15 protein-coding genes are annotated in these 18,976 nt (G+C 72.0%); 8 read left to right on the top strand and 7 right to left on the bottom strand.

The annotated features are described in order from the left end of the window. Positions 1-108 precede the first annotated feature (108 nt). Entirely contained in the window at positions 109-1,644 is a 1,536-nt protein-coding gene (locus ABR738_RS17735) for a CehA/McbA family metallohydrolase (RefSeq protein ID WP_350230957.1), read from the bottom strand. A 601-nt stretch (positions 1,645-2,245) separates the two neighbouring features. On the opposite strand from ABR738_RS17735, the gene ABR738_RS17730 reads away from it, so the two are divergent. Beyond that, the gene (locus ABR738_RS17730) at positions 2,246-4,840 is read left to right on the top strand and encodes a bifunctional FO biosynthesis protein CofGH (RefSeq protein WP_350230956.1); all 2,595 of its coding nucleotides are present in this window, start codon (positions 2,246-2,248) and stop codon (positions 4,838-4,840) included. Between the two features lie 193 nt (positions 4,841-5,033). Here ABR738_RS17730 and ABR738_RS17725 read toward each other — a convergent pair whose 3' ends face one another. After that, positions 5,034-5,426, bottom strand: coding sequence for a hypothetical protein (locus tag ABR738_RS17725; RefSeq protein ID WP_350230955.1), 393 nt, complete (start codon positions 5,424-5,426; stop codon positions 5,034-5,036). A 65-nt stretch (positions 5,427-5,491) separates the two neighbouring features. Between ABR738_RS17725 and ABR738_RS17720 the strand changes: the two genes are divergently transcribed. Next, positions 5,492-6,265 carry a class I SAM-dependent methyltransferase gene (locus ABR738_RS17720; protein ID WP_350230954.1) on the top strand — a complete coding sequence of 258 codons (774 nt, stop codon included), beginning with the start codon at positions 5,492-5,494 and terminating at the stop codon, positions 6,263-6,265. Positions 6,266-6,347: 82 nt separating this feature from the next. Here the strand turns inward: ABR738_RS17720 and ABR738_RS17715 are convergent, their stop codons facing one another. After that, the gene (locus ABR738_RS17715; RefSeq protein WP_350234626.1) at positions 6,348-6,821 is read right to left on the bottom strand and encodes a GNAT family N-acetyltransferase; all 474 of its coding nucleotides are present in this window, start codon (positions 6,819-6,821) and stop codon (positions 6,348-6,350) included. Between the two features lie 166 nt (positions 6,822-6,987). Here ABR738_RS17715 and ABR738_RS17710 point away from each other — a divergent pair, with 166 nt between their 5' ends. From ABR738_RS17710 to ABR738_RS17700, 3 genes are all read left to right on the top strand, one after another. Then, complete coding sequence (locus ABR738_RS17710; RefSeq protein WP_350230953.1) at positions 6,988-7,875, top strand: transposase family protein; 888 nt, start codon at positions 6,988-6,990, stop codon at positions 7,873-7,875. A 33-nt stretch (positions 7,876-7,908) separates the two neighbouring features. Further along, a complete protein-coding gene (locus ABR738_RS17705; RefSeq protein WP_350230952.1) occupies positions 7,909-9,027 on the top strand; it encodes an ADP-ribosylglycohydrolase family protein in 1,119 nt (372 codons plus the stop codon). 82 nt (positions 9,028-9,109) lie between these two features. Next, a complete protein-coding gene (locus ABR738_RS17700; protein ID WP_350230951.1) occupies positions 9,110-9,580 on the top strand; it encodes a hypothetical protein in 471 nt (156 codons plus the stop codon). 75 nt (positions 9,581-9,655) lie between these two features. On the opposite strand, the gene ABR738_RS17695 is transcribed toward ABR738_RS17700, so the two are convergent. Next, positions 9,656-10,438 carry an SDR family oxidoreductase gene (locus tag ABR738_RS17695; protein ID WP_350230950.1) on the bottom strand — a complete coding sequence of 261 codons (783 nt, stop codon included), beginning with the start codon at positions 10,436-10,438 and terminating at the stop codon, positions 9,656-9,658. 81 nt (positions 10,439-10,519) lie between these two features. On the opposite strand from ABR738_RS17695, the gene ABR738_RS17690 reads away from it, so the two are divergent. Beyond that, the gene (locus ABR738_RS17690) at positions 10,520-11,371 is read left to right on the top strand and encodes a hypothetical protein (RefSeq protein ID WP_350230949.1); all 852 of its coding nucleotides are present in this window, start codon (positions 10,520-10,522) and stop codon (positions 11,369-11,371) included. A gap of 124 nt (positions 11,372-11,495) precedes the next feature. Here the strand turns inward: ABR738_RS17690 and ABR738_RS17685 are convergent, their stop codons facing one another. The 3 genes from ABR738_RS17685 to ABR738_RS17675 all read right to left on the bottom strand — a co-directional run bounded on the left by ABR738_RS17685 (position 11,496) and on the right by ABR738_RS17675 (position 13,844). Next, complete coding sequence (locus ABR738_RS17685; protein WP_350230948.1) at positions 11,496-11,699, bottom strand: DUF397 domain-containing protein; 204 nt, start codon at positions 11,697-11,699, stop codon at positions 11,496-11,498. A 195-nt stretch (positions 11,700-11,894) separates the two neighbouring features. Next, positions 11,895-12,764: a helix-turn-helix domain-containing protein gene (locus tag ABR738_RS17680; RefSeq protein WP_350230947.1), complete on the bottom strand. Its 870-nt coding sequence runs from the start codon at positions 12,762-12,764 to the stop codon at positions 11,895-11,897. Between the two features lie 336 nt (positions 12,765-13,100). Then, a complete protein-coding gene (locus ABR738_RS17675; RefSeq protein ID WP_350230946.1) occupies positions 13,101-13,844 on the bottom strand; it encodes a GOLPH3/VPS74 family protein in 744 nt (247 codons plus the stop codon). Between the two features lie 195 nt (positions 13,845-14,039). Here ABR738_RS17675 and ABR738_RS17670 point away from each other — a divergent pair, with 195 nt between their 5' ends. Continuing rightward, positions 14,040-16,775 (top strand): serine hydrolase, encoded by a 2,736-nt coding sequence (locus tag ABR738_RS17670; protein ID WP_350230945.1) that lies wholly within the window; start codon positions 14,040-14,042, stop codon positions 16,773-16,775. A gap of 222 nt (positions 16,776-16,997) precedes the next feature. Beyond that, positions 16,998-18,962 (top strand): DUF8823 domain-containing protein, encoded by a 1,965-nt coding sequence (locus ABR738_RS17665; protein WP_350230944.1) that lies wholly within the window; start codon positions 16,998-17,000, stop codon positions 18,960-18,962. Positions 18,963-18,976: the final 14 nt, after the last annotated feature.

The raw sequence follows: 18,976 nt of genomic DNA, 5'->3' as shown, positions 1-18,976 counted from the left end.
CGAACGAACACGGCCGCGTCCCGAACGAACACGGCCGCGCGGACAACGGTACGCACGGTGACGACGTCAGCCGGGCACCGGGGCAGGTGCCCGGGCGCGGGGGCCGCGTCATCCGCCCAGGAACACCGGGTTGGTGAACGCGGTCAGGGGGCCCGGCAGGCCCGGGGCGGGCGGGGGGTGGCGGACCTCGGCGCGGAGGTAGGCGGCGTTGGCAGGGGTCGTCTGCCAGGTGGCCGTGCCGGTGCCCGACTCGGGCAGCCGGGTCGTGTACAGGGTGCCCTGGTCGGTGACGAAGGCGACCGTGCAGCCGGGGGCGCCGCGCACTTCGAGGCGGGCGGTCACCTGCTCGTCGGGCGCGGCCCGCAGGCGTTCGCCGATGCCGGCGTGCCCGCCGCGGCCTCCCGAGACGCCGAAGGACAAGGAGACCTCCGCCGACTCCGCCACGTACGAACGCCCCGCCCTCAGGCCCGCCTGGATCGCCCGGGTCGTCAGGTCGTCGGCCAGGACCACCGTCTGGGGGCCGCCGACGCGGTCCGGGTCGCGATGGGCGTCGCTGTTGCCCATCGCGGGCAGCCACGGCCGTCCCGAACGGGTTGTCGCGACAAGGGAGTTGTCCCATTCGAGCAGGGTCACCTCGTCGTCGGGGGTGTACGGGCCGTTCCACACCTCCACCACGTCCGCCTCGCCGAAGCCGAACTTCCAGTTGCAGCCGACGCACGTGGCGTGCGGGTGGGCCGGGACCACCAGGCCGCCCGCCGCGCGGACCTCGCGCGCGAAGTGGCCGAAACGGTTGTCCCTCGCCCGGTAGCGCCAGTCGATGAAGTGGCCCGGCTCGGTGCCGAGGGCGACCACGTGACCGTTGCGGGTGGTGATCTCCTCACCCGTCATGATCAGCAGGTCGTCGCCCCACAGGCCCTGCCAGGCCCGGTGGCCCGATGTCGTGTTGTGCTCGGAGGTGTTGATGAAGTCCAGGCCCGCCGCGCGGGCCAGCGCCGCGATCCGGTCCGGGGTGCGGCCGCCGTCGGAGTGGACCGAGTGCAGATGGCAGTCGCCCCGGTACCAGGCGCGGCCCCGGCCCTTGGCGCGGGGCGGGGGGTAGACGGGCGCCGGCGTTGCGCCGGGCTCGCCGTACTTCAGCGTGATCGTCACCGTGTAGGGCAGGCCCTGCGGGGCGACCGTGTACGGGCCGAGCGCGATGTGCCAGGTGCCCGGGCGTATGGGGCCGCGCAGATAGCCCGGGGTGGCGTCGTCGGCCCGGATGAAGAACTCCGTGCGCGCCCCGCCCGACCAGCCCCTGAACCCGGCTCCGCCGAGTGCCGTGCCGCGTTCGTCGAAGACGCCGATGTCGAGGGCGTTGTTCTGGGTGCCGGCCGGGACGCTCGCCTTCTCGTACGCGTACGAGACCGCCAATTCGCGGACGCCGCGCGGCACGTGCACGGGCAGGTAGACGAAGTCCGGGGACCCCGGTGGCAGGGTGCCGCGCACTACTCCGGTCTCGTCGGGGCGGGGTCCGGCGCCGGCGCCGGTGCGGGGTGCCGCGTCCGCGAAGGTCACGGGCCCCAGGGTGAGCGCGGCGGCGGCGCCGGTCGCGAGGAGTCCTCGTCTGCCGATGGTGCCGGGTGCGGTCGGTCCGTTCTCGGTCATGGGGTGAGCTCCCAACGGGTCGGGTGGGGGGCGCTGGTCCCAGTGTCATACCCCCGGATGAACGCCGGGGGGTGGGGAGTTGAGGCGGGGTGTCCGATTCCGAGTGCGGGGCGGTGGGGGCGGTGCGGGTCGTGGTCGCTTCTCGCGCAGTTCCCCGCGCCCCTGGCGGGACTGGTGCTGGCCCACTGGACATACCTCAGCCCGTCGCGCGCCGCTGATCATCCGGTCCTGGCCCACTCGGCATACCTCAGCCCGTCCGGCGATTGAGGACGAGGCCGTTCAGGCCGATCGGGGTCTGGGGCGGAGCCCCAGGAGTCCCGGCTGCGGATTGTGCTGGGCTGAGCGCGCAGTTCCCCGCGCCCCTAATGGGGCTGGTGCTGGCCCGCATCGGCATACCTCAGCCCGTCCGGCGTTTGAGGACGAGCGCGTTCAGCGCGAATGGGGTCTGGGGCGGAGCCCCAGGGACCTCGGCTGCGGACCGTGCTGGGCTGAGCGCGCAGTTCCCCGCGCCCCTGGCCGGGGTTGGTGCCGGCCCGCATGTGCATGCCTGCCCGTCAAGGGGGCGGACGGGACCGGGAGAGGTGGCTCGTATGCTCGGTGGATGAGCACCCGCGCGGGGACCCCGCAGGCAGACGGCCCGACCGCCAACGCGACGCGGCGCGCGCTGAAACGCGCGAGGGACGGCGTCGCCCTCGACGTCACCGAGGCCGCCGTCCTGCTCCAGGCCCGCGGCGCCGACCTCGACGACCTCACCGCCTCCGCCGCCCGGGTCCGCGACGCGGGCCTCTCGGCGGCCGGCCGGCCCGGCGTCATCACGTACTCCAAGAGCGTGTTCATCCCGCTCACCCGGCTGTGCCGGGACACCTGCCACTACTGCACCTTCGTCACCGTGCCCGGCAAGCTGCGCCGCGCCGGTCACGGCATGTTCATGTCCCCCGACGAGGTGCTGGACGTCGCGCGCCGAGGCGCGGAACTCGGCTGCAAGGAAGCCCTGATCACCCTCGGCGACAAGCCCGAGGACCGCTGGCCCGAGGCCCGCGAATGGCTCGACGCGCACGGCTACGACGACACCATCGCCTACGTACGCGCCATGTCCATCCGCATCCTGGAAGAGACGGGACTGCTCCCGCACCTCAACCCGGGTGTTCTGTCCTGGACCGACTTCCAGCGGCTCAAGCCCGTCGCCCCCTCCATGGGCATGATGCTGGAGACCACCGCGACCCGCCTGTGGTCCGAGCCCGGCGGCCCCCACTACGGCTCCCCGGACAAGGAACCGGCCGTGCGGCTGCGGGTGTTGGAGGACGCGGGCCGCTCGTCGGTGCCGTTCACCAGCGGACTGCTCATCGGCATCGGCGAGACGTACGAGGAGCGCGCCGACTCGCTGTTCGCGCTGCGCCGGGTGGCGCGCGCCTACCACGGCGTCCAGGAACTGATCATCCAGAACTTCCGCGCCAAGCCGGACACGGCGATGCGCGGCATGCCGGATGCCGAGCTGGACGACCTGGTGGCGACGGTCGCCGTCGCCCGGCACATCATGGGTCCCGCAGCCTGCCTCCAGGCGCCGCCGAACCTGGTGGCGGGGGAGTACGGGCGGCTGATCGGCGCGGGCATCGACGACTGGGGCGGGGTCTCGCCGGTCACCATCGACCACGTCAACCCCGAGCGGCCCTGGCCCCGGATCGAGGAGCTGGCGCTGAAGTCGGCGGCGGCCGGGTTCGTTCTGCGGGAACGGCTGTGCATCTACCCGGAGTTCGTCCAGCGCGGCGAGCCCTGGCTCGACCCCCGGCTGCTGCCGCACGTGCGCGCGCTCGCCGACCCGGAGACGGGCCTCGCCGACGCGGACGCGGAGGTGCGCGGGCGGCCCTGGCAGGAGCCCGACGAGGGTTTCACCGGCACCGGCCGCACCGACCTGCACCGCACCATCGACACCGAGGGCCGCACCGGCGACCGCCGCGAGGACTTCGACTCCGTGTACGGCGACTGGGCGGCGCTGCGTGAGGCGGCCGCCCCCGGCATGGTGCCGTCCCGCATCGACGCGGACGTACGCCAGGCGCTGGCGACCGCCGCCGACGACCCGACCCGGCTCACCGACGAGGAGGCGCTGGCGCTGCTGCACGCGGACGGCGACGCGCTCGACGCGCTGTGCGCGGTCGCGGACGACGTCCGCGCGTCGGTGGTGGGCGACGACGTGACGTACATCGTCACGCGCAACATCAACTTCACCAACGTCTGCTACACCGGCTGCCGGTTCTGCGCCTTCGCGCAGCGCCGCACGGACGCCGACGCGTACACGCTGTCCCTGTCCCAGGTCGCCGACCGGGCCCAGCAGGCGTGGGACGTGGGGGCGGTCGAGGTCTGCATGCAGGGCGGCATCCACCCCGACCTGCCCGGCACGGCCTACTTCGACATCGCGCGCGCGGTGAAGGAGCGGGTGCCGGGGATGCACGTCCACGCCTTCTCGCCGATGGAGGTGGTGAACGGCGCGACGCGTACCGGGATGTCCATCCGCGAGTGGCTGACCGAGGCGAAGGCGGCGGGCCTGGACTCGATCCCCGGCACGGCGGCGGAGATCCTGGACGACGAGGTCCGCTGGATCCTGACCAAGGGCAAGCTGCCGACGGCCACGTGGATCGAGGTGATCAGGACCGCGCACGAGCTGGGCATCCGGTCCTCCTCCACGATGATGTACGGGCATGTCGACCAGCCCCGGCACTGGCTGGGCCACCTGCGTACGCTGGCGCGCGTCCAGCAGGAGACGGGCGGGTTCACGGAGTTCGTGACGCTGCCCTTCATCCACACCAACGCGCCGGTGTATCTGGCGGGCATCGCGCGGCCCGGACCCACGGACCGCGACAACCGGGCGGTCACGGCGATGGCCCGTCTCCTGCTCCACCCCCACATCCCCAACATCCAGACCAGCTGGGTGAAGCTGGGCCAGGAGGGGGCGGCGCAGATGCTGCGCTCGGGCGCGAACGATCTGGGCGGGACGCTGATGGAGGAGACCATCTCCCGTATGGCGGGCTCCAGTTACGGTTCGTACCGTTCCGTCAAGGACCTGGAGGCGATCGCGCGGGCGGCGGGCCGTCCGGCGCGTCCGCGCACGACGCTGTACGGTGACGTGCCGCCCGAGCGGATCGCGACGGCCCACACGTCGGACGGCCATCTGCCGGCCCTGCTTCCCGTCCTGGACACGTGACGCGGCGACGTGCGTCCGCTTGAGGGCGCGGGTCGTGCGTGGGTGGCCGCTTCCGCGTGCGGGCCGGTGGGCGGCTGGTCGCGCAGTTCCCCGCGCCCCTGACTACTCGGTGCTGGCCCGCGTGGGCATGCTTGCGACGCGGGGAGCGATTGAGGTCGGGGCGTCGCGGCCCGGCGTTTGGGCTCTGGCGCGATCAGCAGGCCGTTGGGCCGGCCAGCACCAGTTCGGTGCTGGCCTCGCAGTGGGTGGCTCGGCGGGCCGAACGGTCGCAGAACAGACCGGCGATCGAGGCCTGGGTCTCGGCAAAATCCTCGCGGCTGCCGCTGTAGCGCTGCATCGGTCGCCGCTGTTTGTACTCGGCGTTGGCGTGTTCCACGCAGATCCGCACCGAGGACTGCCGGCGTCGGGCTTTCGGGCCAGCTCCTTCGGAGCGCCGCCGATCGCCACCACGTCGCAGGGTTAGAGCCGATTCCTGCCGCGCCTCCCTCTTCGGGGCCAGTTCAACAACAAGCTTGCCAAGATGATCCCGGCCGATACCGGACAGGACAGGATGGGCGAAGGCTGCGCCGGCCCACGATTTCGTCACACAGAGCCAACCCGCGCAGCCATATTCACGTTACGGCGGCAGATCGTCAGTTGTAGCGTTCCGCCATGGCCTCCCACTCTGCGCAGGACTTCTACGATCAGCTTGCCGAGGACTACCACCTGATCTACGCGGACTGGTCGCTGTCGGTATCGCGGCAGGGGAATGCCCTGGACTCGTTGGTCCGGCGGTATCTGGACGGTGCCGAGCCGCTGGAGGTCCTGGACTGCTCATGCGGGATCGGGACGCAGGCGATCGGCCTGGCCGAGCACGGGCATCGCATCGTGGGCAGCGATCTGAGTCCGGCTGCCGCGGTTCGAGCGGCAGCGGAGGTGCAGCGGCGTGGATTGGCGGCAGCGACGTTGGCGGCGGACATGCGCTCGCTGCCGTTCGCCGACGCCTCGTTCGACGTCGTGCTGAGTGCGGACAACTCGCTGGCGCACCTGCTGACCGAGGACGACGTCCGCCATGCGGTGGGCGATATGCGGCGAGTCATGCGAGACAGCGGGCTGCTGGTGCTCTCGGCGAGGGACTACGGCGACGCCCGACAAAGGCAGCGGCAGTCCACAGTTCCGCAGGTGACAAACAGCGACGCCGGGCAGGTGGTCACGTTCCAGTTATGGCACTGGCACGACGACGGCGTCTACGACTTCGATCACGTGCAACTGCTGCCGGATGGCAATACCTGGCAGGTCCTGGTCCGGCGGGCGACCTCGCGGGCCTGGGCGCTGGAGGAGCTGACGGAACTTGTGCGAGAGTGCGAGTTCGGCAACGTCACATGGCACGGTGTCGAGGAGACGCACTTCTTCCAGCCGGTGTTGACCGCGCGACCTGTGGGCTGACCCGCACACCCAACGCCCCCCTCGCGTCAGGGCCGCAAGCCGCTGAACTATCGCTCCGCGATTCGTTACGGGGTGGGGAAAATTATCCGTCCAACCGCAACACCAGCTCGTCGATCTCCGCTCCCCGCGCGTTCGCGAAGCCCCGGTCCTCTCCGACGGCCTTGAAGCCGCACTTCTCCAGGACCCGCACCGATCCGGTGTTGTCCGCCGCCGCCCGGGCGAGCAGCGGGCGTTCGGGGACCTCGGCGAGCAGCCCCCACAGCGCCGCGGTCGCGATGCCCCGCCCCCAGTAGCAGCGATCGATGAAATACGTAACTTCCCGCTCGCCCGGCTCGCCGTACACGGCCGCGTGCCCGACCACATCGCCGTCCGCGAGCACGGTGCGGGTGACGATGTCGGGCGAGGCGAGGATGCGCTTCCAATGCGCGTCGAAGCGGGCCCGGTCCGTCGGGTCCTCGGCGGTGAAGGCGGCCATCCGATTCGACTCGGGGTCGCTCATGTGCCGGAAGAACACAGGCAGATCGCTGGGGTGCACGGGACGCAGGGAGACATCTATGGAAGCCATGGGCCCGACCCTAACGACCTTGAGGGGAGGGCGGGAGTGAGTCGGCCGTGACACGGGAAGGGCTCTACGGGTTGGGCGAGTTGTGAAGCTGACCTGGTCCCGTACGGCCTGCACCCATCCTGCCTAGTCCGGGGTCCCCCGCGCACATTTCGGGGAGTTGCTCGAAGAACTCGCCCCGCCCTGGGCGGCGGCCCGTGCGTCGGCCCTGCACGTGATGAGGGGCGGGCCCCGCAAGCGGGCCGAGGGTGCCGGACGCAAGCCGCGCCTGGTGTTCGCCGACCGGCTCGCGGCCACCCTGGTCCACCTGCGGCTCGGGCTGCCACATGCCGCCCTGGCCGAGTTGTACGGGGTGAACCGCTCCACCGTCTCCGCCGCGATCCGCGAGGTCAGACCCTTGCTCGCCGCGCGGGTCTTTGCCATCCCCGGCCGCCCCTGTCTGCGCATCCGCACCCTGGACGACCTGTTCGCCTACGCAGATGCCGAAGGCGTCGACACCCGGTTCGACGGCACGGAAGTCCAGGTCCGACGCCCGCGCGCGGGCCGCCCCGGACGCAAAGCCTTCGTCTCGGGCAAGAAGAAGCAGAACACGATCAAGACCACCACATTCAGCGACCACCAGGGCCGCACCCTGTTCTCCGGCGTCGTCCGCCCGGGCCGCATGCAAGACCAGACCGCTGTGCGTACCGAGGGCAGCGCCGAACAGTTCCGCCTCCACCCCGATGTTCACGCCGAGGTCGACTCCGGCTACCAAGGTCTGGCCAAGGAGTTCCCGTCCCAGGTCAGCGCCCCGCCGAAGAAGCCGGCCCAGGGCGCTCCCGACGGCGACAAGCGTGCCTGGCGCGAGGCACCAAGGTCGTTGGCCCGTCCGGCGTTTGAGGACGAGGGCCGTTCAGGCCGATACGGGGTCTGGGGCGGAGCCCCGGGGATTTCGGCTGCGGACCGTGCGTGGCTGGCCGCGCAGTTCCCGTGCCCCTGGCGGGGCTGGGGCCGGCCCGGGTGGGGGTGGTCGGCCCGGCCGGGGTTTGAGGAGGGCCGGCGCTCTTAAAGGGGCGCATTCGTTCGGGTACCGTGCTGCCGCATGAGCGCAGCCGCATCCGCACCCATATGGGGCCGGGCCGAACAGCAGGACTTCCGTAGCCGGGTACGGGGCTGTCTGCTGGGCGGGGCGATCGGGGACACCCTGGGCGCGGGCGTCGCCGGGCTCGCGCTGAGCGAGATCCGCGAGCGGCACGGCCCGGACGCGCTGAGCGACCTTGCCCCGGCGCACGGCCGCACGGGCACCGTGACCGCGGCCACCCAGCTCACCCTGTTCACCGTGGACGGCCTCATACGCGCCCAGGTCCGCCGCGACACCGGCGCCTGGCACCCGCCCACCGACGTGCACCGGGCACATCTGCGCTGGGCCGCCACCCAGCGCGACTGGGGGCCCGACGAGCGCCGCGAGGACAACGGCTGGCTGGCCCGCGAGGAATGGCTCTACGCGCGGCGCGATCCGGCCAAGGCCTGCCTGGTCGGGCTCGGCGACGACATCATGGGCACCCTGGAGCAGCCCAAGAACCCGGGCGCCGACGACCCCGCCGCCCTCACCCGCTCCGCGCCGTTCGGCCTGCTCGTGGGCTGGGAACCGCAGCTGGTGCTGCAACTCGCCGTGGAGTGCGCCGCGCAGACCCACGGCGACCCGGCGGCATATCTCTCGGCCGGCGCGCTCGCCGTCGTCGTGCACGGGCTCGCCCGGGGCGAGTCCATGGACGGCGCCGTCCAGCGGACCCTCGCGCAGCTCGCCGTGCGCCCGGGCCACGAGCCGGTCACCGACGCGCTGCGGCACGCGCTCGGCGCCGTACGCCAGGGCATGCCGAGCCCGGCCCTCGTGGCCACCCTCGGCACCGGGCACCGCGCCCCGGAAACGCTCGCGATCGCCGTGTACTGCGCGCTGGTCGGCGAGGACATCCGGCACGGGCTGCTGCTCGCCGTCAACCACGACGGCCCCTCCGACGCCACCGGCACCGTCTGCGGCAGCCTGCTCGGCGCGATGCACGGCGAGACCGCGCTGCCGCCCGCGTGGCTCGCCCAGCTGGAGGGCCGCGCGACCATCCTGGAACTCGCCGACGACTTCGCGATGGAGATGACCCAGGGCCCCGCCCTGCACGGCCCGGCCGTCAACACGGCGGGCTGGCTGCTGCGCTATCCGAGGGGCTGAAACCACTCGTACGGGCGAAGGAACCGCGCCGATGCCGCGTGTCCCTCGCGCGCGTACCGTGTCCTTCGTCAGGGTCGTTCCCATGACCCCCCTTCCCAGGGCCCGCACCACGCACGCCCGCCGTACCCTGCCGGCCCGCTGGTTCACCGGCCCGCTGGTCGCCCTCGCGCTGCTCGGGTGCGCGGCGGTCCCCGCCTCAGCCGCCCCGGCCGACGACGCCGCCGGTCAGCAGAGCTACGCCCAGAACGAGACCGAGCCCGCCGTCACCGACCCCTCGGCCCGTGAGGGCGAACTCCCCCCGTACGACGCCCGCGACGCTCAGCAGGCCGTCGACGACATGGTGATGGACGAGGAGGCGGCCCAAGAAGAGGAAGCGGAGGGGGCGGAAGGGGCGGGTCGGCACTGTCCGACGGACGCCGAGGACCGTGCGGCCGGCTACGAGCGCTGGGGCACGCACCGCGACGACGCCTACCCGCGGAGCGGCGGCGACGGCCAGGACACCCCGGCGCGGCCCGCGCCGGGCCAGGGCGACGACGCGCAGATCGTCGGCTGACCCCGCCCGCGCCGGACCGGCGCGTCCCGGGGCAGCGGAGACCAGGCACGTCGGGGCCCCTCCCCACGACGGCGTTCACCTCATCAGCTCGCCCGCGTTCACCAGGAGCGACTGGCCGGTGATCGCGCGGGCCCGGTCGGAGGCGAGGAAGGTCACCGCCTCCGCCACGTCCCGGTCCGTGGCGAGGTCCGGCAGGGCCATGCGCTCGGTGAGCCGGCCCAGCACCTCCTGTTCGGACACGCCCTCGGCGGCCGCCGTGAACTGGACGTACGCCCGCACCGGCGGCCCCCACATCCAGCCGGGAAGCACCGTGTTGACCCGGATCCGGTCCGGTCCGAACTCGCGCGCCATCGAGTACATCGCGGACGTCAGCGCGCCCTTGGACGCCGCGTACGCCGCCTGCCGCACCTGCGAGGGCGCCGCCACCGCCGACTGCGTACCGATGATGACGACGGAGCCGCCGCGCGCCCTGAGCGCGGGCAGGCAGGCCCGGGTCATGCGCAGGGTGCCCAGCAGGTTCACGTCCATGACCTGCTGCCAGGTGGCGAGGTCCGCGTCGGCCACGCCGCCGAAGTAGCTGTCCCAGGCGGCGACATGGACGACCGCGTCGATGGCGCCGAACCGCTCCACGGCGAGCGCCGCGAGGGCCTCGCACTGGGACGCGTCGGTGATGTCGGTGGGCAGCAGGGCGGTGCGGGCGCCGCCCGGGTCGATCTCGGCGGCGCACTGCGCGAGGTTGGCCTCGGTGCGCGCGCCGAGCACCGCGTTGCCCCCTTCGCGCACGACGGCCGCGGCGACCTGGTGCCCGAGCCCGGCCCCCACCCCGGACACGATGACGGTCTTCCCACGCAGCTGCATCCGGTCATCTCCCGCCTCTGGCACATCTTCTGACGGAGCGTCAGAGTAAGTCCGTCCGGTGACGGAGGGAAGGGATGCGGCATGAGCGAGGACGGGCGCCCCGAGGCGTACGAGGAGCTGGCGTCGGCGGGGCCCTACGGGGTGCGCCCCGGGCACGCGCTGATCACCATGGTGGAGCCGCACCCGGGTCATGAGTACGCCTACAACCGCTGGTACGAGGACGACCACTACTACGCGGGCGCCATGGCCATGCCCTGGATGTTCGGGGGGCGGCGCTGGGTGGCCACCCACGACCTCCAGGACCTGCGCTACCCCGAGAAGTCCGCCGTCGCCCAGCCGGTCGGCGCGGGCTGCTACCTCTCCACGTACTGGATCACCGAGGGCCGCTACGACGAGCACATGAGGTGGACCGTCGGCATCAACCGGCGCCTCAACCGCGACGGCCGCGTCCACCAGGAGCGCACCCACGTCTTCACCGCCTTCCACGACCACGAGGCGACCGTCTACCGGGACGGAGCGGCCGGCCCCCGAGACCACCACGCCCTCGACCATCCGTACGCGGGTCTCGTCCTGGAGGTCATCGACGCCGAAAGTCCCGAGGCGCGCGGGGAGTTGCTGGAGTGGCTGCGCTCGCGCCGCCTGCCCCGGCGCCTGGCCGGAGGGCCCGCCGCGATGGTGACCGTCTTCCGGCCCACCCCGCTGCCGGGCGACCGCATGACGTATGTGAAGCAGGTCGAGGGCGTCGGCACCCGGCTCACCCTGCTCTGGTTCCTTGAGCGGGACCCGAGGGAGGTCTGGGCGGACCACTTCACCGGGCTCGACACCGATCTCGTCCGCGCCGGCCTCGGCCGCGTGGAACTGGTGGCCCCGTTCATCCCCACCGTGCCGGGCACCGACCGCTACGTGGACGAACTCCGCCGGCGCGAGGCCTGACGGCGCGAGGCCTGACGGCGCGAGGCCTGACGGCGGACATGGCCGAGCCCCCTCGGCCGGGACGGCGGGCCAGTCGAGAGGGCTCTTGACGGTCGTGCGGGTATCACGATGGCTGGAGGCGTGGTCAGACGAGGGAATCCCGGGTCACCTCGGCCACGAACGCGCTCCACGCGCCGGGGGCGAAGGAGATCGAGGGGCCCTCGCAGACCTTGGAGTCCCGTACGGCGACGGTCTCCATGACGGGGGACTTGACCTCAACGCATGCGCCGTTTCCGGTGGAGTACGAGGACTTGGTCCAGGTGTCCGTGGCGCCCTGAAGAATTGCCATGTTCGCTCCGGTTCTCGCGAGTTGGTCGTTCTCGGCCAGCGGTTTCCGTTGGCGTGATCGACGCTACTCGCAGCCTCCGGGCTGCGGGACGGCCATTCACTCGACCGGATGGCATATTCCGGCTGGGTCTTCCACCGCGGTACGCGCGGGGTGTACCGTGCCGCGCTTCAGCGCCGAGTCGGCCGATCCCGGCGCTCAGCAGGCCGTTCCATCGGCGTACTCCTTGGCGATCGCGGTGATGAATTCCCGGGTCTGGTCCACATTCAGGGCCTGCGCCCGCAGATGCTCGTACATCACGCTGTATTTCTGGACATCATTGGCCTTCTCCAGATACAGATCGCTGGTGACGCCCTCGATGTAGACAACGCTGGAGTCCGACGCGTCCGGGAATTCCAGGATCGCGTACTGGCCGTTGATTCCCGGATGCGCGCCCATGCTGAACGGCAGTACCTGCACGGTGACATGGGGCAGCCGGGACTGGTCGATGAGGGATTCCAGCTGGTCGATCATCAGCTGCTTGCCGCCGATCGTGCGGCGCAGCGCGGCCTCGTCGATGACCACCCACAGGCGCAGCGGGTTCTCGGTCGCCTTCACGCGCTCCTGGCGCCGCAGCCGCACGTTCACCCGCTTCTCGACGTCCGCCGGGACCGTCTCGGGGAGCGCGCCCGCGATCAGCGCCTCCGCGTACTGGGGGGTCTGGAGCAGGCCGGGCACGACCTGGGGATCGTAGACGCGCAGGCTCGCCGCGTCGGTCTCCAGGCCGATGTAGACGCTGTACGGAATGTCGCCGAAGGCGTGCCACCAGCCCTGCTGGCGGGAGTCCTTGGCCATTTGCATCAGCGAGTCGACGATACGGTGGTCCTCGACCTCGTACACCCCGCACAGATCGCGCACGTCGCGCTGACTGATCGAGCGGCGGCCGTTCTCGAGGCGGCTGATCTTCGACTGGGACACCAGCAGGCGCTCGGCGACCTCCTCGGCCGTCATGCCCTTCAGCTCGCGGAGTCTGCGCAGCTCCTGGCCCAGTCGGCGCCGCCTGACGGTGGGATTGACATTGGACGCCACGGGTAACGCACCTCCGGCTCACGGCTTTTCTGTTCTTCTGCTCAGCAGACTGCCACCAACCTCCGGGCGCGCGCTGGAAAACGGCCACACACAGCGACAATGCGAACGCGCGGGGCTGTCGAGACAGCCCCGCGCGATCTTGGGTGCGGCTCCCGAACCGGGTCATGGGGACGACGGTGCGGCGGTGGTGCGACTGGGCGGTACGGGCGTTGGTACGGGTGTTGCTGGTGTTGCTGGTGATGCGGGTATTGCGCCACCGGTGCGGGTGTTGCCCCAGTGGGGCGGGTGTCTGCGCCAGTGGTGCGGATGTTTTTCGCGCCAGTGGTGCGGGTGTCGCTAGTGGTGCACCACGGCCCTGGCCATCGACCCGAGATGCGGCTGCATCGGGACGCCGGCCGCCGTAGCGTGGCGGCTCGGGTTGTCCGGCGTGGTGGCGTTGGCGCGGCGCGGCTGAGCGGCCACGCCGTTCTGGACGTCCATCACGGCGTGCGCGACGAGGCCGCCCATCGGGTCGTGCCTGATCAGATCCCGTAGACGGGAGCGCGATGACCGCCCCTCGTTGCCGGGATACAGGTGCTTGCCGAGCCCCACCGCGTGGGCGAGCGCGGCCAGCGCCGCGGTCCGCGGGTCCGGCGGTACGCCGGTGCGGATCGCGCTGTCCAGCCGGGCCCTGATGTCCCGGCTGATCGCCGTGTCCGTCGCCTGGTAGCGAGTCGTCGGCAGCACCCCGCACATCTGGCCCGACACGGCATGGACCATGCCGCACCGCTCCAGGTGCGCGAGGTAGATCTGACGGAGCCCGAGACGGGGCCCGCCGATCCAGTGGACCGCCCGAACCGGACTGCCGCGCCTGCGCAGCAGTTCCAGTGCGGAGTCCAGTGTCGGATCTCCTGTCGGCCGTGCCATCACCACGGCGATACGATCCCCGTCCGGGGCTATCCGTCCTGCCAGAGCCAGCTCCACTAGCTGAGCTCCGGCGAGGCCGAGGTCGAGCGACTGCGGCTGCGCTGTGGTACCCGTGGCCGGGTCCAGAGCGAGCAGCAACAGCTCTTCCGGAATCGTTCTGCGGCTCCTGCCCATCCATGCCTCCCCGCGTGGATGAATGACAGGGTGACCCCTCTCACATTCATCTGTCGAGAGCGCCTGGGTGGTTCGTACGGGAACCAACTGGTATGTCGTTCTCGTCTAGCCGGGGGGTCCTACCCGGCACACAGGACACTGGTACATGGTTCGGGCAGTTTCGGATGACGCCAGCGGCGTCTGGAGGAGGCATCGGTGGCGGGCGAGTCCCCCGACAAGTCGGAGCAGAAGCAGTCGTCGGGGGAGACGGCTACGAGCGAACGCGATCCGCGTCTCGCGCTCTCCCACTCCCCGTCCCCCTCCGGGGCTCCTTCCGGGTCCCCGTCCGGCGAGGAGAAGGACGGCGCGAAGGCGGTGAACGGTTCCGGTTCCGGTTCCGGGGAGAGCTCCGGCTCCGGTTTCGGTGAGGGTTCCGAAGCGGGTACGGGGTCCACGGGGTCCACGGGCGCTCCGGTCGACCAGGCGACGGCGGTCTTCCGGACCCCGCGCCAGGAGGATGGCGACACGCGGCTGCGCGCGGCGGTGGCGGCGTGGGTGGACCAGGAGGGCGAGGACGCGGAGTCGAGCACGGGCGCGGGCGCGGGCGAGGACGCCGGTGAGGGTGCGTCCGGGCGGGGCGGCGCCAAGCCGGCGGCTCCGGACGGCGACGAGGCCAAAGCGGGCGCGATAGGGGCCGCCGGGTCAGGGGCGGCCGCCACGAATGTCATCCCGGCCGTCGAGCCGGATGCGTCCAAGGACGCCGAGAAGGCCGCGGCCGGGTCCGAGGCTGCCACCCCTGACGTCGCGACTGCGAAGAAGTCCACGGACGCCGCCGAGCGGGGTGCGAAGGGCGACGCGGACGCGTCCGCCGCCACGGACGCCGAGGCCGACGACGACGCCGACTCCGGCGCACGCGCCGCGTCCTGGGGCGCCGCCAAGAGCACCCCGGCGGCCGAGCCGGACGAAGCCGACGCGGACGCGGCCCCCTCCGGCACCAAGGCGGCCCCCTCCGGCACCAAGGCGGCCCCCGCCGAGTCCGGCGACGGTAAGTCCGATGACGACAAGGCCTCCGGCACCAAGTCCAGCGACGCCAAGTCCGGCCCCGCCAAGTCCGGCGAGGGCAGCGGCGACGCCGAGTCCGATGCCGACAAGGCCCCCGGCGTCAAGGCACGCCGCGCCCAGTCTGGCGACGCCGAGTCCGGCGAGGCCAAGTCCGGCGACGACAAGTCCGGCGACGACAAGGCCCCCGGCACCAAGGCAGGCCCCGCCGAGTCCGGCGAGGCCAAGTCCGGCGACGCCAAGGCCACCCCGGACGCCGAGCGCGGAATCGATCAGCCCACCACCACGTTCAAGCCCGTCGTCGCCGCCCCGGCCGTCGACCAGCCCACCGCGATGCTCAAGCTCCCCGCGCCCAAGCGGGAGCCCGACGTCGAGCGGGCAGGCGAGCGGGCCGGTGAGCGGGCCGAGCGGTCCAGCCAGTTCGTGCCGCTGCGCTCGGACGACGCGGCCGCCGGCGCCGCCGCCGGCAAGCCCGAGGCCCCCGCCAAGCGGCCCGAGGCCCCCAAGGTGACCCCGCCGCCCCCGGCCCCCGGCGCCCCAATCGGCACCGCGACCGGCGCGGCCGTCCCCGAGCGTGCCGAGCGCACCAGACAGCAGCCGCTGCCGCCGAAGCCCCCGCTCGACCTCCTGGCCGAGCTGACGAACACCCCGCCCCCGGCGCAGACCGCGGTCCGCTCCACGGTGCGCCGGTTCAAGATCTGGACCCCGCTGGTCCTGCTGCTCCTGGTCGTCTTCGCGGTCGTACAGATCATGCGGCCGCTCCCCGCGCCGAAGCTGGACCTCACCTCGTCCGCCACGTACACCTTCGAGGGCAGCGGCCTCGACCTGCCCTGGCCCTCCGACGGCCAGTCGGCCATCACGGTGGACGGCGTGGGCAGCCTCGGCACGCACGGGGAGCAGAAGCCCGCGCCGCTGGCGAGCGTGGCCAAGACGATGACGGCGTACGTGATCCTCAAGGGCCACCCGATCTCCGGGAAGCAGGAGGGCGAGAAGATCACGGTTGACCAGCAGGCCGAGGACGACGCGAAGAAGCCCGACGAGTCGACGGCGCCGATCCGCAAGGACCAGCAGTTCACCGAGAAGCAGATGCTCGAACTGCTGATGATCCCGTCCGGCAACAACGCCGCGCGCCTGCTGGCCCGTTGGGACGCCGGGAACGAGGAGGCCTTCATCGCGAAGATGAACGCCACCGCCAAGGAACTCGGCATGACCAACTCCACGTACACCGACCCCAGCGGTCTGAAGGAGACCACGGTCTCCACGCCGACCGACCAGCTCAAGCTGGCGCAGGCCGTCATGCAGAACGACGTGTTCCGCGAGATCGTCAACACGCCCCAGATCAAGATCCCGGGCGTTCCCACGATGATCTACAACAACAACAAGATCCTGCTCAAGCCGGGGGTGAGCGGCATCAAGACCGGCTCGTCCACGCCGGCCGGCGGCAACCTGCTGTGGGCGGCCGACACGGTCATCGACGGCAAGAACCAGCGGATCTACGGCATCGTCATGGGCCAGCGCACCGGCACCACGCTCGACGCCAAGCTGACCTCCGCGATCAACAACAGCTACAAGCTGATCCAGGCGGTGCAGAAGGACGTCACCTCCGCGACGGTCGTCAAGAAGGGCGATGTCGTCGGGTACGTGGACGACGGGCTCGGGGGCCGTACGCCGCTGGTCGCCGCCAAGGACCTCAAGGCGGTCGGCTGGCCGGGTCTGAAGGTCGACGTCAAGCTCGGCGCGGCCGGCAAGCCGGTCCCGCACTCGGCGAAGGCGGGCGACGTGGTGGGCGAGCTGTCCATCGGCTCGGGCAACGGCAGGCTGACCGCCCCGGTCCAGCTGAAGAGCGCGCTCGCCGAGCCGGGCGTGGGCGCCAAGCTCACCCGACTGGGCTGACGGCCCCGATCGCGTCGAGGGCGCCCCGGCCCATGGGGCGCCCTCGTGCTAGCTTCGGGCAACCGGGGGCGCGGGGGACGGCGTCCTGAGGAACGGGGCAGAATCGAATCCTCCCGTTCACAGCAGTACGGGCCGGACCGGGCGGCCCCCCGCGCGCCGTGTGCGACCGCACACGGCAGCGCGTTTTCCAGCTGAGAGACAGCGTGAGGCGGGAGAGCCGCAGTGACCACCGCTGAGCCGACGCCGACCCGCGCCGACGGCAGCACGAGCGCAAACCCGGCCGCGGGTGCGGGCGCGGGCGCCGACACGCCCCGCAGGGACGCGAGCGCGCCCCGGGCCACGCCCAAGACCCCGGCGGCCTCCCAGCCCCCGGCGGCGCCGTCCGTACCCGGGTCCGAGGCCACCCCCGAACCGTCCACTGGACCTTCGGCCGCCTCCGGGCTTGGGGCGCGAATACGGGGGTTGTGGCCGGGGCCGAGCTCCTGGTCGAGGCGTCATCCCGTCGCGTTCATGACGATCGCCGGGGCCGTCACCCACATCCTGTGGTTCTTCCTCTTCGCCAACAGCGGCGGCGACCTCGCGGCCCAGGACGCGTGGACCGAGTTCGTGGGCCGCAACCCGGAGTCCGCGTACAACCTGGCCTGGTACGGCGGGATGCACCCGGTCTCCTACAGCGTGGTCTCGCCGTATCTGATGGCGCTGCTCGGCGTCCGTACGACGATGATGATCGCCGGCACGGTCTCGGCGGGCCTCACCGCGCTGATCCTGGTGCGCGTGAAGTCGGTCCGCAACCCGCTGGCCTGCTCGTTCGCCGCCCTCTTCGCGTTCCTGTGCAACGCGATGTCGGGCCGGGTCACCTTCGGGCTCGGGACGATGTTCGCGCTGGGCGCGGTGGCCGCGGTGTTCTGCTGGCCGCACAACAAGCGCGAGAACCGCTGGCCCAAGGCGGCCGTGGCCGCGCCCTGCGCCGCGCTGGCGACCGCGAGCAGCCCGGTGGCCGGCCTGTTCCTCGGGCTCGTCGCGGCCGCGCTGTTCCTGAACAAGCGCCGCCCGGGCGCGTACGCGATCGGCCTGCCGCCGGTCGCGGTGGTCGCCCTCTCGGCGTGGCTGTTCCCGTTCTCCGGCACGCAGCCGATGTCGCTCGCCACCACGTCGGGACCGTTCCTGTTCGCGGTCCTCATCCTCTTCCTGGTGCCCAAGGACTGGCGGACGGTCCGCACGGCGGCGGTGGTGTACGGCGTCGCCGTGCTGCTGTGCTTCGCGATCCAGTCGCAGATCGGCTCGAACATCACGCGGCTCGCGATGCTGTTCGCCGGCGTGGTGCTGCTCGCGGCGCTCCCGTACGCCGTCCCGAAGACCTTCAAGTGGTACGCCATCGTGCTGGCCTTCGTCGGCCTCAACGGGTGGATCGGCTTCAAGTCGGTGGACGACATCGTGCACACCGCACCCGCCGCGACCTGGGCCCGCGACTTGGCGCCGCTGGTCGACCAGTTGCAGGGGCTGGACGCCTCGACCGGGCGGGTCGAGGTGGTCCCGGCGTCCAGCCACCGCGAGGCGTCGGCGTTCACCCCGTACGTGAACCTGGCCCGTGGCTGGAACCGGCAGGCGGACATGGAGCGCAACCCGCTCTTCTACGACGACACCCTGAACGCGGACAACTACCACGCCTGGCTGAACCGCTGGGCGGTGCGGTACGTGGTGCTGCCGCTGGGCCCGGCGGACCGCAACGGCGCCGTGCAGGAGGGCAAGCTGATCGAGCAGGGCCTGCCGTATCTGAAGCAGGTCTGGTCGAACGAGCACTGGCGGCTGTTCGCGGTCGAGAACCCGACCCCGCTCGCGGACCCGCCGGCCACGGTCAAACACGCGGGCGAGGGCGAGCTCACGGTGGACGTCCGCACGGCGGGCACGGTCCTGATCCGGATCCCGTACTCGCCCTGGCTGAAACTGGTCGACGACCAGGGCAAGGGCCTGGAGGCGCCGCAGGAGACCCCGGCGTCGAAGCTGCGGGGCCACGGCCCCAGGACGTACACCAACGTCAACGGCTGCCTGCGCAAGTCCCCGCTGAACGCCTCGGGCGACGAGTGGACGGAGCTGGTGGCCCCGAAGCCCGGCACGTACCGCGTGGCGGCCCCGTACAGCATCCCCCGAGGCACGGGCTGCCCCCAGGGCACCCTGGTCAACCCGTAGGCCCCGGAACAGAT

The organism is Streptomyces sp. Edi4 (genome assembly GCF_040253615.1).
Classification (GTDB): Bacteria; Actinomycetota; Actinomycetes; order Streptomycetales; family Streptomycetaceae; genus Streptomyces.
The sequence above is the reverse complement of the archived record's forward strand: the minus strand, read 5'-3'. Positions and strand labels throughout refer to the sequence as shown.

Bases quoted from the DNA above. Each gene is read 5' to 3' on its own strand.
- ABR738_RS17735 (WP_350230957.1), bottom strand. From the start codon at position 1,644: ATGACCGAGAACGGACCGACCGCACCCGGCACCATCGGCAGACGAGGA.
- ABR738_RS17730 (WP_350230956.1), top strand. From the start codon at position 2,246: ATGAGCACCCGCGCGGGGACCCCGCAGGCAGACGGCCCGACCGCCAAC.
- ABR738_RS17720 (WP_350230954.1), top strand. From the start codon at position 5,492: ATGGCCTCCCACTCTGCGCAGGACTTCTACGATCAGCTTGCCGAGGAC.
- ABR738_RS17705 (WP_350230952.1), top strand. From the start codon at position 7,909: ATGAGCGCAGCCGCATCCGCACCCATATGGGGCCGGGCCGAACAGCAG.
- ABR738_RS17700 (WP_350230951.1), top strand. From the start codon at position 9,110: ATGACCCCCCTTCCCAGGGCCCGCACCACGCACGCCCGCCGTACCCTG.
- ABR738_RS17695 (WP_350230950.1), bottom strand. From the start codon at position 10,438: ATGCAGCTGCGTGGGAAGACCGTCATCGTGTCCGGGGTGGGGGCCGGG.
- ABR738_RS17690 (WP_350230949.1), top strand. From the start codon at position 10,520: ATGAGCGAGGACGGGCGCCCCGAGGCGTACGAGGAGCTGGCGTCGGCG.
- ABR738_RS17685 (WP_350230948.1), bottom strand. From the start codon at position 11,699: ATGGCAATTCTTCAGGGCGCCACGGACACCTGGACCAAGTCCTCGTAC.
- ABR738_RS17675 (WP_350230946.1), bottom strand. From the start codon at position 13,844: ATGGGCAGGAGCCGCAGAACGATTCCGGAAGAGCTGTTGCTGCTCGCT.